The sequence below is a fragment of the Brevibacillus sp. LEMMJ03 genome (assembly GCF_007197875.1).
Classification (GTDB): Bacteria; Bacillota; Bacilli; order Brevibacillales; family Brevibacillaceae; genus Brevibacillus; species Brevibacillus thermoruber.
On record NZ_VKJN01000014.1, the window covers coordinates 65,942 to 80,182 of the forward strand.

At 56.4% G+C, this 14,241-nt stretch carries 16 protein-coding genes and 1 pseudogene; 12 read left to right on the top strand and 5 right to left on the bottom strand.

All coding sequences use genetic code 11. The annotated features are described in order from the left end of the window. The first annotated feature begins 16 nt into the window (after window positions 1–16). A complete protein-coding gene (locus FOI68_RS24030; RefSeq protein WP_255433660.1) occupies window positions 17–1,117 on the top strand; it encodes a hypothetical protein in 1,101 nt (366 codons plus the stop codon). Between the two features lie 132 nt (window positions 1,118–1,249). On the opposite strand, the gene FOI68_RS17310 is transcribed toward FOI68_RS24030, so the two are convergent. Continuing rightward, entirely contained in the window at window positions 1,250–2,317 is a 1,068-nt protein-coding gene (locus FOI68_RS17310) for an NAD(P)/FAD-dependent oxidoreductase (protein WP_029098396.1), read from the bottom strand. A 322-nt stretch (window positions 2,318–2,639) separates the two neighbouring features. On the opposite strand from FOI68_RS17310, the gene FOI68_RS17315 reads away from it, so the two are divergent. Then, window positions 2,640–2,897 (top strand): DUF1450 domain-containing protein, encoded by a 258-nt coding sequence (locus FOI68_RS17315; protein WP_029098397.1) that lies wholly within the window; start codon window positions 2,640–2,642, stop codon window positions 2,895–2,897. A 207-nt stretch (window positions 2,898–3,104) separates the two neighbouring features. Here the strand turns inward: FOI68_RS17315 and mqnE are convergent, their stop codons facing one another. Then, complete coding sequence (gene mqnE / locus FOI68_RS17320) at window positions 3,105–4,208, bottom strand: aminofutalosine synthase MqnE (protein ID WP_029098398.1); 1,104 nt, start codon at window positions 4,206–4,208, stop codon at window positions 3,105–3,107. Window positions 4,209–4,502: 294 nt separating this feature from the next. Here mqnE and FOI68_RS17325 point away from each other — a divergent pair, with 294 nt between their 5' ends. From FOI68_RS17325 to FOI68_RS17340, 4 genes are all read left to right on the top strand, one after another. Beyond that, a complete protein-coding gene (locus FOI68_RS17325) occupies window positions 4,503–4,724 on the top strand; it encodes an aspartyl-phosphate phosphatase Spo0E family protein (RefSeq protein ID WP_029098400.1) in 222 nt (73 codons plus the stop codon). 200 nt (window positions 4,725–4,924) lie between these two features. Further along, window positions 4,925–5,284 (top strand): iron-sulfur cluster insertion protein ErpA, encoded by a 360-nt coding sequence (gene erpA / locus FOI68_RS17330; RefSeq protein ID WP_044900428.1) that lies wholly within the window; start codon window positions 4,925–4,927, stop codon window positions 5,282–5,284. 215 nt (window positions 5,285–5,499) lie between these two features. Then, window positions 5,500–5,733 carry a GrpB family protein gene (locus FOI68_RS17335; RefSeq protein ID WP_143863879.1) on the top strand — a complete coding sequence of 78 codons (234 nt, stop codon included), beginning with the start codon at window positions 5,500–5,502 and terminating at the stop codon, window positions 5,731–5,733. A gap of 140 nt (window positions 5,734–5,873) precedes the next feature. Continuing rightward, window positions 5,874–6,254 (top strand): cupredoxin domain-containing protein, encoded by a 381-nt coding sequence (locus FOI68_RS17340; protein WP_029098402.1) that lies wholly within the window; start codon window positions 5,874–5,876, stop codon window positions 6,252–6,254. 459 nt (window positions 6,255–6,713) lie between these two features. Here the strand turns inward: FOI68_RS17340 and FOI68_RS17345 are convergent, their stop codons facing one another. Then, window positions 6,714–7,778, bottom strand: coding sequence for a TolC family protein (locus FOI68_RS17345; RefSeq protein ID WP_143863880.1), 1,065 nt, complete (start codon window positions 7,776–7,778; stop codon window positions 6,714–6,716). Window positions 7,779–8,196: 418 nt separating this feature from the next. Here FOI68_RS17345 and FOI68_RS24035 point away from each other — a divergent pair, with 418 nt between their 5' ends. The 4 genes and pseudogenes from FOI68_RS24035 (at window position 8,197) to FOI68_RS17365 (ending at window position 10,926) form a co-directional block, all read left to right on the top strand. Beyond that, on the top strand, window positions 8,197–8,364 hold the full coding sequence (locus FOI68_RS24035) for a hypothetical protein (protein ID WP_255433661.1): 168 nt from the start codon (window positions 8,197–8,199) through the stop codon (window positions 8,362–8,364). Between the two features lie 128 nt (window positions 8,365–8,492). Next, window positions 8,493–9,146 carry a hypothetical protein gene (locus FOI68_RS17355; protein ID WP_044900430.1) on the top strand — a complete coding sequence of 218 codons (654 nt, stop codon included), beginning with the start codon at window positions 8,493–8,495 and terminating at the stop codon, window positions 9,144–9,146. Between the two features lie 224 nt (window positions 9,147–9,370). Next, window positions 9,371–9,589 (top strand): annotated as a pseudogene (locus FOI68_RS24040) (winged helix-turn-helix domain-containing protein); the annotation flags it as partial. Next, a complete protein-coding gene (locus FOI68_RS17365) occupies window positions 9,586–10,926 on the top strand; it encodes a sensor histidine kinase (protein ID WP_143863882.1) in 1,341 nt (446 codons plus the stop codon). The pseudogene FOI68_RS24040 and the gene FOI68_RS17365, both read left to right, overlap by 4 nt. On the opposite strand, the gene FOI68_RS17370 is transcribed toward FOI68_RS17365, so the two are convergent. Together FOI68_RS17370 and FOI68_RS17375 are read right to left on the bottom strand one after the other, a co-directional pair. Next, on the bottom strand, window positions 10,895–11,203 hold the full coding sequence (locus FOI68_RS17370; RefSeq protein WP_255433662.1) for a hypothetical protein: 309 nt from the start codon (window positions 11,201–11,203) through the stop codon (window positions 10,895–10,897). The genes FOI68_RS17365 and FOI68_RS17370 overlap by 32 nt on opposite strands. Before the next feature lie 202 nt (window positions 11,204–11,405). After that, entirely contained in the window at window positions 11,406–12,416 is a 1,011-nt protein-coding gene (locus FOI68_RS17375; protein WP_143863883.1) for an NAD(P)/FAD-dependent oxidoreductase, read from the bottom strand. A gap of 335 nt (window positions 12,417–12,751) precedes the next feature. On the opposite strand from FOI68_RS17375, the gene FOI68_RS17380 reads away from it, so the two are divergent. Continuing rightward, window positions 12,752–13,942 (top strand): NAD(P)/FAD-dependent oxidoreductase, encoded by a 1,191-nt coding sequence (locus tag FOI68_RS17380; RefSeq protein WP_029098409.1) that lies wholly within the window; start codon window positions 12,752–12,754, stop codon window positions 13,940–13,942. 9 nt (window positions 13,943–13,951) lie between these two features. After that, a complete protein-coding gene (locus tag FOI68_RS17385) occupies window positions 13,952–14,203 on the top strand; it encodes a hypothetical protein (protein ID WP_029098410.1) in 252 nt (83 codons plus the stop codon). The last annotated feature ends 38 nt before the right edge of the window (window positions 14,204–14,241 follow it).

Below are 14,241 nucleotides of genomic sequence, written 5' to 3' on the forward strand. Positions count from 1 at the left end.
GTGAAATGAGGCAACAATGATGCGACGATTATACAAAACGGGCACAGGCATTGCAGCCGCACTGCTTTTCTGTGGTGTGCTTCAAGGGTGTGAGCTTGTCCCCGACCGAACTGCTGATGCAAATCGGCCGACAGCAAGTACTCCAACGTCACCCCACCCTGCGTCGACGTCGGGTGATTACCTGACGATTACGAATACCGAGTACGTGAATGGCAAAAGTCCCGAGGGCGGTATGGTGATGCGGGTGTACACCTACGATCTAGCCTCCGGGGAATTGGCGAAGGTCAATGATGTCCCGTATACGTCCCAATACCCACTGACGGTTGTGTCGAAGGCGGATCACAAGCTGTACTACTCTGCAGATGTGGATGATAAGGGCGATCAATTGTTTGCGTATGATTTGCTCGACCGAAAAACCGAACAGCTATCCAACGATCTATTTGCCATCAATCACATCATTCCGACGACTCCTGAAGGGCCGTTGATTGTTGTCGCGGCCAAAAAAGGGAAGCGCGTGCTGCAAACGGCCTTTTACGAGAAACAAACGAAAAGGCTCGAATTTATCGACGAGCAGGACACGGACACGAACACGTGGACCGCAGGCTACAATCCGGATTCGAACAAGACGTATCTTGTGCAGTATTCAGATAAAGAGGATTATGAAAAACTGATGTACGCCAACAAGACACAGACCCCGATGGTGCCGGCCAACCACACCGTGATCGAAATTGACAACGCCACCAGGCAGAAGCGGAAGATCATCGAGCTTGAAAACGAGCAAATTATGGGGATTTCGGCCAGAGGCGGGCAGCTGCTGCTGGTCACTTCGCCAAAGATCAACCAGCCGCCGGTCGAATTCAGTCTGGTGGACATCGATACGGGGACGAGACGGAAACTTGACTTGCCCATCACTACCGGAAGCAATACCTACCTGTCCAAAGACGGGAAGGGTATTTATCTTCTTGGTGGCAGCACCGACCCCACCCGCAACAAGGAAAGGGGAATCTACTATTACAATTTACAGACGGGAGAATTGAAGGAGATTTTCCTCCAGAAGGAGGGCGGGTTTATTAACAATTTCATGTATATTGCGAGTATGGAATCGCTAAGTAAGTGATGCATTTACAAAAAGCGTGAATGGTGGAGGCCGCTCGTCCTGCGGGTGCAGAAGCGATAGCGGCACTCGGGGAAACATAAGTCAAAAGCCTTTCGGCGAGGAACCGAAAGGCTTTGTTCATCTTGATCCGCACTATCCGAGATGCTTCTTGTACATCCACAGCACGCCGCTCTTCATCACGCGGGGCATTTGGCCGACCAGGGAGACTTTGCCCATTACGCCAAAGCCTTCCTTTTTGCCCAGCGAGCCGAGGAATCCCTTGTGCTTGATGTCCGGCAGGGAAGCGGGGTATTCTTCGCCCTTGATGTCCTTCTTCAGCATCAGGGCGATCTGTTCACCCTGCAGTTCCGCCGATTGGGCACTCGGGGCGATGGGCAGGCTGGCACAGTCGCCCACCACGTACACGTTGGGATACTCGGGAATCTGGTGATACTGGTTCAGCTTGGCCCGGCCGATGTTGTCCTTCTCGATCGGCAGAGCGCGCACGATGCGGCTGGCCTGGATTCCGGCCGTCCAGACGGTGACGTCGGTTTCCACCGGCTCGTTGTGGTTGTAGACCACGCCCGGCTCGACGCGGTTGACGCTGGCCATGGAGACCAACTGCACATCGTGTTCGATAAACCACTGGGAGGCGTACTGCTGCAGTTTTTTCGGGAACGGGCTGAGAATGCTCGGGCCGCGGTCCAGAATGCGAATGTTCAGGTCCGGGCGGCTTTCCCGCAGTTCGGAGGCCAGCTCCACGCCGCTCAAACCTCCGCCGACGATCGTCACTGTACCGTACGGGTCCAGGTTGTTGATGGCTGCGTAGGTGTTGCGGGTCGCGTTCATGGTTTGAATCGAGTGGGTATATTGTTCCGCTCCCGGGATGTCATGATAACGGTCTTCACATCCGAGCGCGATAACCAGCCAGTCGTAGGAGAGGGTGTCACCGTTTGCGAACGTGACGATCCGCTCGTCCATATTTACGCCGGTTACCTCCCCGAATTTTGTCGTCAAACGAGGATCGCTTGGAAACGGGACGCGCACGGCTTTTTCCGGTTCCGTTCCCGCCGCGAGGGCGTAATACTCCGTTTTCAAGCCGTGAAACGGCATCCGGTCCACAAGCGTCACAAAGACGTTGTCAGGCAAATCCGGGGACAGGACCCGCTCGATAATCCGCAGACCCCCGTACCCTCCGCCAAGGATCACAAGTCGTTTCATAGAAGGTCTAGTCCTTTCTTCTGTCCGTTATTTTACAGCACCCATTCTATTGTTAGTCTGTTTTGCGCAAATTGCAAGCAGAATCTTTTTCCCGTTCATTCGCGGATCACTGCACCTGCCAGGGGGGAAACCAGTTGCGATCAGGCCTCAGTTTGCTATGATAGGGGGAGGGTCTGGAGGGCTCGCACGAAACCGGGAATGCCGGCGCTGACGACGCATTCCGCGTGCGGGTTCGCCGGAAAAATCCCCTGTGACCGCAGCGTTTGCCATGACGCGGTACACGATGAGGAGAACAGTCCATGTTGACGGCAGGTGAAAATGGATGAAGCCATTAGTTGAATTTTGCGCGAGCAACGTCTCTTCCTATACAAAATCCGTGATGGAGGCGCTGGAAAACGATCCCGAGCTGGATGTGGACGTGCTGGAGTACGGCTGTCTCGGCCATTGCGGCGAATGCTACATGCAGCCGTTTGCGCTGGTGAACGGCGACCTGGTCCAGGCGGCCACTGCGGAGGAGCTTCTGGCGAACATCAAGAAAAAGCTGCGGGAAGACGAGGAGGATGACGGATTCCCGTTTTAAAGACAGGTGGATGAAAAAGGCACGGCCGAATGCTTCGGCGTGCCTTTTTTTGGTGGAACCTAATGCGGACGACGTCTGAATGTCATCCGCTGAACCCTCTGGGGAAGCAGTCCGACACGGGGGCGAAACAAAACAAGCCGACGCCCATAAGAGAGGCGCCAGCTTGCGATGAAGGTATGGCGGCATGTCGTGTCGCGGGTCCGGTTCTCAGTGTTCCTTGATGACGTTGTAGAACGTATCCCGTTCCAGCGCGCGTTTGCCGGCTCCTTTGATCAGCCAGACCAGTTCGTCGACGGTGAGGGCCTGTTGGGTCAGCGCACCGGCGGAGTGGCTGATGCGCTCTTCGATCAGCGTGCCGTGCACGTCGGACATGCCCATGGTCAGGGACACCTGCGTCAACTGCGTGCCGATGTTGATAAAGTACGCCTTGATATGCTGGAAATTGTCCATCATCAGGCGGCTGATGGCCATCGTCTTCAGGTCGTCGATCGCCGAGTTGCGCCGCTTGATGCCGGCCGACGCCTTGATCGGCTGCACCGCCAGCGGGATGAACACCAGAAAGCCGTTGGTCTCGTCCTGCAGTTCGCGCAGGCGGATCATGTGAATCAGGCGCTCCTCCAGCGTCTCGATGGAGCCGTACAGCATCGTGGTGTGGGTCTTCAGGCCGAGCTGATGAGCCGTGCGGTGCACCTGCAGGTACATGTCCGTGCTGGCCTTTTCCGGGCTCATCTTCATGCGGTACCGCTCCGTCAGGATTTCCGCGCCGCCCCCGGTCAGGCTTTCCAGCCCGGCTTTCATCAGCTCCTGCAGCACTTCCTTGATGGACAGGCCGGAGATGCGCGTGAAGAATTCGATCTCCGCGCCGGTGTACGCTTTGATCGTTACGTGCGGATACGCCTTTTTCAGGGTGCGGATCGTGTCCACGTAATAGTCAAACGGCACGTGCGGATTGTGTCCGCCGACGATGTGGAACTCGCGGATGCCTTCGCGATACCGCGAGCCGACGTAGTGCAGCAGTTCGTCCATGCTCATCGTGTAAGCGCCGTCTTCCCCGAGATCTCGACGGAAACCGCAGAACCTGCAGTGCGCCTCACAGACGTTGGTCGGGTTGATGTACATGTTTTGAATAAAATAGACGTTATTCCCGTTTTTTCGCTGGTTGACCAGGTTGGCCAGTTGGCCGATGGTCAACAGATCGTTCGAGTTGAACAGGGTGAGGCCGTCTTCCAGTGTAAGCCGCTCGCCGTGAATGACCTTTTCCGCCACGCCGGCCAGCGATTGGTCTTGGATGGTTAAGGTGTCAAGCGCCATCCGAACACTTCCCTTCTCAGATTTCGTCCGGTCGGTTGCCCTGATGCGGGTGGTCAGGGCTGATCCGTCAATCGTTCACAAAAGCATCTATAATTATAAACCTCTTGGGAAGGTGGAACAATATCAGAAGTTTAGCAGCGTCCCACCTGTAAAAATCTTGCAAATATCGCCAAAAACCCGGTATTTTCATGGTTATATAAGGAAATTTTGATTGCTTTATGGCTGCAGTTCCTGTAAAATGTAAATGAAATGAAGGTACGAACGCCTTATCTATCTTTAGGAGGAGCTTCAGCAATGCGAGATATGGTACTCGAAAAAATCGAACTCCTTCGACAGCGTATGGTGAAAATGGGGTTAGAGTTTGGGTTGGATCATCCGGATGTCCTGGAATACAGTAAGCAGATTGATCAACTTCACAACGAACTGAACCAATTGGATCATAGTCTGTCCAAGGTAGGCAAAAAGTCAAAACCGTATCGCTTTTACATGTTGGAAAACAAGGCGCATTTTGCGTGAGGAGGGCAACCCCTCTTTTTTTGTTTGGGCAGGCGTGTTCAGTGGGGGAAGGGGGCAGGCGCCCGAAGTGCAGGGCAGCCTTGTGAAAACGCGTCTTCCTTTTGTATACTGAAAGCAGAAAGCGGCACCCTGTAAAAAGGAACACGGCGTTTGCGTGGTGCCTCATGGAATGGAAACCGCCGGTGAAGGAGGGAAACGAGATGATCACATTGACGGAACAAGCCAGCCGGAAGGTAAAGGAGATGCTGGCTGCGGAAAACAATCCCAAGCTGTTCCTGCGCGTAGGCGTCCGTCCGGGCGGCTGCAGCGGCTTTACCTATGGGATGGGCTGGGATCAGGAAATGAAGGAAGGCGACCACACCTTCGAACAGGACGGAATCAAGATTGTTGTCGACAAGGACAGCTATCTATACATTGAAGGCACGCGAATCGACTACAAGGAATCGCTGATGGGCGGCGGCTTCTCCATCGACAACCCCAATGCGGTCGCCTCCTGCGGCTGCGGCGCGTCGTTTCGAACGGCGCTGGCCGAGGGCAAGCCGGAGAAGTGCGACGAGTAAGACGCATAACGAGAGGACACAACCTTCGTGGGCATTGCATGACGGTCATGCGATGCCGGCGAGGGTTTCTTTTTTGCCGGCGAAGACGTAGATGATCCTCGCTCGACGGAGGCGAACCTCGCTCCCCGTTGACATGCATAGGGGATATCGCCCCTTTTACGGGCTGGAAGGAGTTGGAGCAGGGGAGGAGGAATAGAGAAGCGGGAGGCGATTCGATGCGAACCGTGGAGGTTGTAGCGTACGACGACCGCTGGCCGGAGATGTTTCGGGAGGAAGCGGCGGCCTACCGTGACCTGAAGCGGCGTTTGGCGGAGCGGTTTCCCGCCGACATTGCTGCGTACGTCGCCGGCAAAGACGCGTTTGTCAAGGCGCTGGAACAGCGAGCGCTGGCATGGTGGAACGCCCGCAGGGACAGCGAGAAGTACGGCATCGATGAGAAGCGCGGGTAGGGAAGCGGCCGCCAGCGGCGTTCACCAATCGTTCGCCGGTTCGTCAAGATTCGTTCACAGGTTGGCAGATTCTGGACCGATTTCTTTCGCTACAATGAAATTGTAGAACGTGAAGACATTGCATGAAAGAAGGGTGTCTTATGAAAAAAATGTGGGGTCTCATGATGTCGGCAGCAGTCTTGTCCGTCATGCTGGCAGGCTGCGGCGGCGACAAACAGGAAGCGGCTCAAGGGAGCAGCCAACCCGCTCCGGCGGCGTCCGGCACGGCGATCAACATTGAGGCGAGCAACTGGAAGTTCAACCAGGATACATTTGAAGTAAAAGCGGGTGAGCCGTTTACGATCAACTTCAAGTCGACCGAAGGCTTCCACGGTATCGGCATTGAAGGGCTGGACGTGGACATCCAGAACGAGGGCAGCAAGACGCTGACCGTCGACAAGCCGGGCGAGTACAAAATCTTCTGCAACGTCGTCTGCGGTCCCGATCACGGCAAAATGGTCGCCACACTCGTGGTGAAATAAAGCAAACGAACAAAGAAGAGCACGACCTCTCAAAACACTTTGGCCTGCAGTGCGGGTCAGGGTGTTTTTTCCATTCTGCCGCAGGACATCCTACAGGGGTATCCTACACGCAGGAGGAGATCCCAGATGGTAAAGCACAACAACAAGGACAAACGGCCGACTGAGGCTGCGGCCGGCTCTCGCAGCACGCCTCCCCATACGGGGGAAAATACAGGGCACAATTTGCGCAAAGAAAACAAGTAGAGGAGCAGCAGCAGGAAAAGCGTGGCGGACAGAACGTGTGAACAGGTTCTTGACCGCCACGCTTTTGTTATGATGAAGCCCGTTTGTTACGTAGTGCAAACACCTGATTTACTCCAGGGTTCTCGACAAACGCGCGATACTATGGTTTCGTCTCCATTCCGTAAAGAGCCAGCTTGCCGGCATAGCGGATATAGGGCCATGCAGGTAATGGGGCGATTAAAATCCGATGGAATATTGCAAAGTGGCTACCGCAACATTGTATTGATACGCAGAATCAATGCTTTCGGCAATGCTGTCCAGCCATTTTTCCTTACGGTCGGCCAGCTCAGATGCGGATGCTTTTCCGTTCAGGTAGTCGATGTAGGTTTGACGGTAACGTTCTTCCGCCGATTTTTGACTTGCGCTGCTTTCCTCCATGGCTTGTTTCGTCTGAATCACTTTCTCGTAATTGGCCGCGATTTCCTGGTCAGCTTTCCGTTGGGCCGTTTGCCACAAAAGCTCGGCTTTTGTCAGCTCAATTTGTGCGATACGCCCAGGGTAGGTACTGAGGGAGGCGTACTGGCTGATGTAGTTTACTTTGGCTTGGTAAAATGCTTTTTCGGCGGAGGCTTTCACCAGATCGGGGCGTCTTTCGTAGGCGGTTTTTTTGTATTCGTCGACCGGGAGCAGTTGGAAGGCGGAATAATTCACGGCTGCCAGGTTCCACTCTTTGTCGCTCTTTTCGTTCATCAGTTGATTCAGTTTGGCAAGCGCCTCACGATACTTGGCTTCGAGTTCGCGGAGTGTTTCTTGAGCGTCGTTGTTGTTGTCCCCGTTCATCATTTCGACGTACTTCTTTTGCAAGTCCGCCTTCTCTTTCGCTGCCAGTACATCAAAATACGCTTTGTGTACATTGAGTCGGACGTTGTTTTCTTGTATTTTCCAGTTGGACTCGGCGACCTTGTAATCCCTGATCGCATCTGCTTCTGTCTCGAATTTCGATTTGGCACTGCTCAAGGTCTTGATGGAATCTACTTTCGTCGCTTTCGTGCCCAATAAAGTCAGGCGTGTTGTGTAATAGGCGGAGTCGCTGTCGAGCTTGAGCAGCCTCAGGTCGATGTTGCTGGTGATTGCCTTTTCAATCGCCTGCTCAAGCGTCAGTTCGGAAATTTCTGCCGGGGCCGCAGCAGCAGCTTCGGATGCACCCGCATCGGCAGGAGCGGCGAGGACAGGTGCTGCACCTGCGAGAATCGCGGCGATCAGGGTCGTGGTGTAAAGCGGTTTGAGCAAATGGAACTTCATGGATGAACCTCCTTGTAAGAATAAAAAATGTATGATAACGATTATCATTATCGTTAACGAGGCCAGTATATGATGACTTCATGTGAGTCGTCAAGGCAAAATATGCTACATGATTACAATTTTTTTAGATTGCGAGATACATATTTTCCCTCTGCCCGGCGCATGATAGAAAGGGAATGCTTGCATGCAACCTTCATACGCTCGGCTTACGGCAGGGCCGAGTTTGAAGCAGAGGAGATGGTGGCCCTGGAAAGAAACCGGTATTACATCACGCTGCAGTCGGGGACGACCGTGGCCGAGATCCGCGACGTCAAGGGCGATTCCACCTACGACTTTGAGATCGAGGCGACCGAGGTGGAAGCGGGAATGCTGCGCGACCTGTTCAACCACTGCGTGCACGGGGATGCACGGGCATACCTTGTGGAGCGACATGCCGGATCGGGACAACGACGAGTACGACGACAACCTGCGCGAGATTTACCGCACGATCTACCGGCTGGGCACGCCGAAAACCCGGAACGATCTCGAACAGATGGGATTGGTGGAGAGGCTGGGGTTGGACAGGGACGGGCTGCGGCCGCTGTAGCCAGGCCATTTCACAATTTTTCACATTCGCTTGACAATCGTGCCACATTGTTTGCTTAGACTGTTACCTGCAGCCGGGAAGCAACCGGCATCATGACCAGATCAGTACGCAAAAAGGAGTGACGGAACATGAAACTTTGGCAAAAAAGCGTTTTGGCGACAGCACTCGTGACGGGTCTGGCGATTCCGGCCGGCGTACACGCGGCGGACACCCAGGCACGGCCGGCGGCGAAGCTCATCCAGGCCGGACAGGTCGGCGCGCAGCACGAGTATCAAGGCGAACACCAAAAAGGCAAATGGCACCGCGGGATGCACCTGAATGCACACCGTCAGATGTACCTGACCCTGCTGGCCGAAAAGTACACGCCGGACAGCGTGGACGAATGGAAAGCCGCTTTTGCCGAACGGGAACGCCTGATGACGGAACTGAAGGCGGTGCGGGAGCAAAACGGCCAGGACGAGCAAAAACAAAAGCTGCGGGAGGAATGGAAAGCGCTGAGCGAAAAACTGCACGAGCAGGTGAAAAATGGCGAGATCACCCGCGAGCAGATGAAGCAGCAGTTGAAAGAATGGCGCGTCAAGAACTTCGGCGAGCGCAATCCAAAAGACGCGGAAGCGATGCGCGCCGTGATGGAACAGTTTAAACAGACCCACGAGGCGTTCGACGCCGCGATCCAATCCGGTGACGCCGAGAAGATCAAGGACGTGCTGCCGAAGCTCCTGGACGAGGTAAAAACGGTCAACCAGCACCTCGCCAAAAAGCTGGAACAGAAGAAAAACTAGCGGGCAGCCGCCGGTTTTCGGTACAATAGGAACCAAAAAGGACGTGTCCCCGTACGCGTCCTTTTTTCATGGAATGGGCCGGCCGGACGGGATGCCGGCATTCGCAGGGGGAAGACGGAGGAGGCATGAACGTGAGCTATCTCATTTATCTGGTGGAAGATGACCGGGTACTCACCTCCTATTTGCAAAACGAAGGGTGGCAGGTGCGTTCGGCGGAGGGAGAGATCGAGCTGACGATGAAGGAATTCGATCTGCCCCTGCTGTTTGCCAAGCATGCGGGCCAGGCGTTCGAACGGGAAAGCATCCTGCGCCGCATCTGGGGCGATGATTACGACGGGACCGACCGCGTCGTCGACGATCTGGTGCGCCGCCTGCGCAAGAAAATGCCGGAGCTGCGGCTGGAAACCCTGTACGGATTTGGCTACAGGATGATCGGCTCATGAAAAACTACCCGTTGGCTGTCCAGATCTGGCTGGTCTTCGCCGGCATCACGCTGGGCGTCGCGATCCTCCTGGCGCTTTTGTTTCCGTGGACGCTGCGCAGCTTTTTTACCCGGGAAGTCTTCGCCACCATCGAGACGGCCCAGGATACGCTGCTGGATTACATCCGGCCTCCCCTGGAGGAAAACAGGCTGTTCAGGCGGGAACTGGAGAGGAATAACATACGCACGGTGAACCACGTCTTCTTTCGCGAAAACGGCAGGCCGATTGTCGGACGGATGCTGCCGCGCTCGTTTGTCGAGATGGTCGGGGAGGATATTCGCACGCAGCTGCCCGACGTCCAGCGGTATATCCGCAGCGTGGACGACGACACCATTTTCTACGTCATTCGCCGGGAACAGGCGAGCGGCAGGACGGTGTACCTGGTGTCGTACGTGTGGGAGACCTACTTGAACGACCTGGTGCGCACGCTGGTTCGCCGGCTGTTCCTGATCCTGGGGATCGTGCTGGTGGCCAGCCTGCTGCCCTGCATCTGGCTGGCCCGCTACCTCACCCGTCCGCTGGTGCAGATGGAAAAGCGGGTGAAACGGATCGCCGACCGGGATTGGCACGAGCCGTTCGTGACGGACCGCAGCGACGAAATCGGCCGGCTGGCCCGTTCGATCGAGCGGATGAGGGAGCGGCTGGTTCGGCAGGATGAAGCCCAGCAGGCCTTTTTGCAGGACGTCTCCCACGAGCTGAAAACGCCGGTGATGGTGATTCGCAGCTACGCCCAGTCGATCCTGGACGGGATTTATCCGCGCGGAGACCTGCAGGGGTCGGTGCAGGTGATCGACAGCGAGGCGGAGCGGTTGGAAAAACGGATTCGCGGCCTGCTCTACATGACCAAGCTGGATTATCTGGAGACGCGCCGGCCGGAGCACCGGCCGTTTCGCCTGGACGAGCTGGCCTGCGATGTATGGGAGCGGCTGCGCTGGCGTCGGACCGACGTCCGCTGGGAGGAGTCACTGGAGCCGGTGACCGTCACGGGCGACAGGGAGCAGTGGGGCGTCCTGCTGGAAAACCTGCTGGACAACCAGACGCGCTATGCCCGGGAGCGGATTTTCCTCTCGCTGCGGCAGGAAGCCGGAAAGGCGGTGCTGCGCATCGGCAACGACGGGCCGCCCATTCCGGAGGAGGAAGCGCTGTTCAAGCAGTTTGTGAAAGGGGAGAAGGGGGAGTTCGGCCTGGGCTTGGCGATTGTGCAGCGGATTGCCCGGCTGCACCGTGCCCATTTGCGGGCGGCCAACACGGACGATGGCGTCTGCTTTACCGTGGAGATTCCCCTGCATCCGGAGTAAAGGGCGGCGACTGGTCCTGCAGCGCCTGGCTGCTCCACTCCTCGATCACCGACAGATGCTCCTGCCTGCAGGCGGGACACCAGCCCACGTGCAGGCAGTGGTGGTGGAGCCGGTCGGGAAAGCCGTTGTTCAGCTTGGAGTCGTCGATCTCCAGGTACGGGCTGTAATCGCCGTAGTAGTCATACAGCCGTCCGGCGTCGTCCAACGGGCGGCCGCAGCGGGGGCATGCTTCCTGGTAGGGCATGAGGCCGTTGCAGACGGGACAGAGATGGTCCATGGCCGGATGGATCCCTCCTTATCTTGTGGCGTCGTTCTCTCCCTACTGTGCGCCGGGGCGGCATCCCCTATGCAGAGCGGCTGGCGCAGGCAAACGGGCCGTCCCACGCGGAAGGACGGGTGGGACGCTTGTTCGGGCTTGCCCGACAAAAAAAGCCCTGTCCAGCCGAAGATAACGGCTGGCAGGGCGCTGCTGCGAACGGTTACGACTTGAAATTGTCCATGCTGGAGGAGTGGCCGGGCTGCAGTTTCGCATCCGGATTGATGTAGGCGACCGCGTTGTTGACAGCGGTAGGCGCTTCGCCGAAGCCGACGGCGATCAGTTTGACCTTGCCCGGATAGGTGGCGATGTCGCCGGCCGCGTAGATCCCCGGAATGTTGGTCTCCATGCGGGAGTTGACGAGGATGCCCCCTTTTTCCAGTTCCAGTCCCCAGTTCTTGATCGGTCCCAAAGACGAGATGAAGCCAAAGTTGACGATGACGGCGTCCACTTCCAGGTCGCGCTCTTCTTTGGTGACGTTGTTGACGATCGTGAGCCGTTCGATGCGTTCGTCGCCGTGCAGGGCGGCGATTTCATACGGCGTGGTGACGTTGACGCTGGAGGACATCAGCATTTCGACACTGTGTTCGTGAGCGCGGAACTTGTCGCGGCGGTGGATGAGAGTGACTTCCTTGGCAATCGGTTCGAGCATCAGCGCCCAGTCCACGGCGGAGTCGCCGCCGCCGATGACGGCTACGCGCTGTCCCTTGAAGGAGTTCAGATCGGTGACGAAATAGTGCAGGTTGGCTTTTTCGTACTTGGCGGCGTCAGGATGTTCCAGTTTGCGGGGCTCAAACGCGCCCACGCCGGCGGTGATGATGACGGCGCGCGAGTAGTGAATGCCTTTGTCGGTGGTGATTTCAAAAATGTCGTTCGGTTTCTTCTCGACGTTTTCCACCTTTTCCTCCAGGCAGACGGTTGGTTGAAACCGGGAGACCTGCTCTTTCAAATTGTTGATCAGGTCCTGGGCCAGCACTTTCGGAAACCCGGCCACATCGTATATGTATTTTTCCGGGTACAGGGCAGAAAGCTGACCGCCAAGCTGCGGCATGCTTTCGATAATCTTTACGCTAACCTGGCGCATCCCGCCGTAAAACGCGGTGAACAAGCCGGCAGGGCCGCCTCCGATAATGGTAATGTCATACACCTGCTCGTCCTTTTGCAGAAGGTTCAATCTCAAGCACCTCCGAAATATTCTGAAAGCATCCTTTCCTATTATACCCATACCTGTAAACGAAAAAAAGAAGAGAAAAAAAGGGGAGATGGGCAAAAATGACTTGAAAATCTTGTCGACTCCTTTTAATATGAGTGTGAATGTAACGAATTTGACAAAATTTTTTGTTTCCTGGATTGTGCTTTTTTTCACAGATTGGAGCACCGGATCTGGCAGGGCAATTATTCCGTTTATACAGGAGCGGTCGTTCAGGGCATCTTAAGCGTATCCAATCACGTGAAATTTCGCACAAACTTCCAGGGAATGCCTATCATAACACGAATGGAAGGGATACCATGAGCACACCCAAAATTCTCATCCTCGGCGCCGGATACGGAGGCCTGCTGACCACGCTGAAGCTGCAGAAAAAGCTGAACTACAACGAAGCGGAAATCACGCTGGTCAACAAGCACAACTACCACTACATCACCACCTGGCTGCACGAGCCGGCTGCCGGCACCGCTTCCGCCGACCACGCCCGCGTCAGCCTGGATCAGATCATCGACATGAACAAGGTGAACTTTGTAAAAGGCACCGTTCAGTCCATCCAGCCGGACGAACAAACCGTCACGCTGGAAAACGGCGAAGTGCTCAGCTATGACTACCTGGTGATCGGTCTGGGCAGCGAGCCGGAAACGTTCGGCATCCAAGGCTTGAAAGAATACGCGTTCAGCATCCGCAGCATCAACGCCGTGCGCCAGATCCGCGAGCACATCGAGTACATGTTCGCCAAGTACAAAAACGAGCCGGAGCGCACCGATTACCTCACCTTCGTGGTGGGCGGAGCCGGCTTCACCGGCATCGAGTTCTGCGGCGAGCTGGCCGACCGCGTTCCGGAGCTGTGCCGGGAGTTTGACGTCGATCCGGAACTGGTGAAAATCTACTGCATCGAAGCGGCGCCGACCGCTCTGCCGGGCTTTGATCCGGAGCTGGTCAGCTACGCGATGGACGTCCTGGGCCGCAAAGGCGTCGAGTTCAAGATCGGCACGCCGATCAAGGAGTGCACCGCAGATGGCGTCCTGCTGGCTACCGGCGAAGAGATCAAGTCGAAAACCGTCGTTTGGGCGGCGGGTGTGCGCGGCAACAGCATCGTGGAGAAATCCGGCTTCGAAGTCATGCGCGGCCGCGTGAAGGTAGACGAGTACCTGCGCGCGCCGGGCTACGAAAACGTGTTTGTCGTCGGCGACTGCGCCCTGATCTTTAACGCCGAGGGCCGTCCGTATCCGCCGACCGCCCAGATCGCCGTACAGGAAGGGGAAAACCTGGGCGACAACCTGGTGGCCCTGATTCGCGGCGAAGTGATGCAGCCGTTCGTTCCGGCGCTGCAGGGCACCCTGGCATCGCTCGGCAAAGGCGAAGGCATCGGCATGGTCGGCTCGAAAAAGCTGTTCGGCAGCACCGCCGCCCTGATGAAGAAGGCGAGCGACCTCCGCTACCTGTGGAAGATCGGCGGGGTCGGCCTGGCCATGAAAAAAGTGCGGTTGTAAGAGGCAGCCATGCGTCACGCCAGTATTCAGGTCAGAGGATTGCTGACAAGGGATGAACTGGAGCGCTACAACGCGCTGATGGAGGTAGGCGCCTACCTGGAGGAACAGGGCCGCTACGACCTGGCCCAGCACGTGCAGCGCGAAGTCGACATCCTGATCCTGCCCGCGATCGAACGCCTGAAAGAAAAAGGGCGGGAGCGGGACCGGGAAAATCTCCGCTACATGATCGACAACGGCCTGCTCGACGCAGACGACGAGTAGCGCGAAGAAAAGGGCCGGCGAAACGCAGGCGGTTTGGG

What these genes read in the sequence shown, in the direction of transcription:
- FOI68_RS24030 (WP_255433660.1), top strand. Translation starts at nt 17, where the DNA reads ATGATGCGACGATTATACAAAACGGGCACAGGCATTGCAGCCGCACTG.
- FOI68_RS17310 (WP_029098396.1), bottom strand. Translation starts at nt 2,317, where the DNA reads ATGAAACGACTTGTGATCCTTGGCGGAGGGTACGGGGGTCTGCGGATT.
- FOI68_RS17315 (WP_029098397.1), top strand. Translation starts at nt 2,640, where the DNA reads ATGAAGCCATTAGTTGAATTTTGCGCGAGCAACGTCTCTTCCTATACA.
- mqnE (WP_029098398.1), bottom strand. Translation starts at nt 4,208, where the DNA reads ATGGCGCTTGACACCTTAACCATCCAAGACCAATCGCTGGCCGGCGTG.
- FOI68_RS17325 (WP_029098400.1), top strand. Translation starts at nt 4,503, where the DNA reads ATGCGAGATATGGTACTCGAAAAAATCGAACTCCTTCGACAGCGTATG.
- erpA (WP_044900428.1), top strand. Translation starts at nt 4,925, where the DNA reads ATGATCACATTGACGGAACAAGCCAGCCGGAAGGTAAAGGAGATGCTG.
- FOI68_RS17335 (WP_143863879.1), top strand. Translation starts at nt 5,500, where the DNA reads ATGCGAACCGTGGAGGTTGTAGCGTACGACGACCGCTGGCCGGAGATG.
- FOI68_RS17340 (WP_029098402.1), top strand. Translation starts at nt 5,874, where the DNA reads ATGAAAAAAATGTGGGGTCTCATGATGTCGGCAGCAGTCTTGTCCGTC.
- FOI68_RS17345 (WP_143863880.1), bottom strand. Translation starts at nt 7,778, where the DNA reads ATGAAGTTCCATTTGCTCAAACCGCTTTACACCACGACCCTGATCGCC.
- FOI68_RS17355 (WP_044900430.1), top strand. Translation starts at nt 8,493, where the DNA reads ATGAAACTTTGGCAAAAAAGCGTTTTGGCGACAGCACTCGTGACGGGT.
- FOI68_RS17365 (WP_143863882.1), top strand. Translation starts at nt 9,586, where the DNA reads ATGAAAAACTACCCGTTGGCTGTCCAGATCTGGCTGGTCTTCGCCGGC.
- FOI68_RS17370 (WP_255433662.1), bottom strand. Translation starts at nt 11,203, where the DNA reads ATGGACCATCTCTGTCCCGTCTGCAACGGCCTCATGCCCTACCAGGAA.
- FOI68_RS17380 (WP_029098409.1), top strand. Translation starts at nt 12,752, where the DNA reads ATGAGCACACCCAAAATTCTCATCCTCGGCGCCGGATACGGAGGCCTG.
- FOI68_RS17385 (WP_029098410.1), top strand. Translation starts at nt 13,952, where the DNA reads ATGCGTCACGCCAGTATTCAGGTCAGAGGATTGCTGACAAGGGATGAA.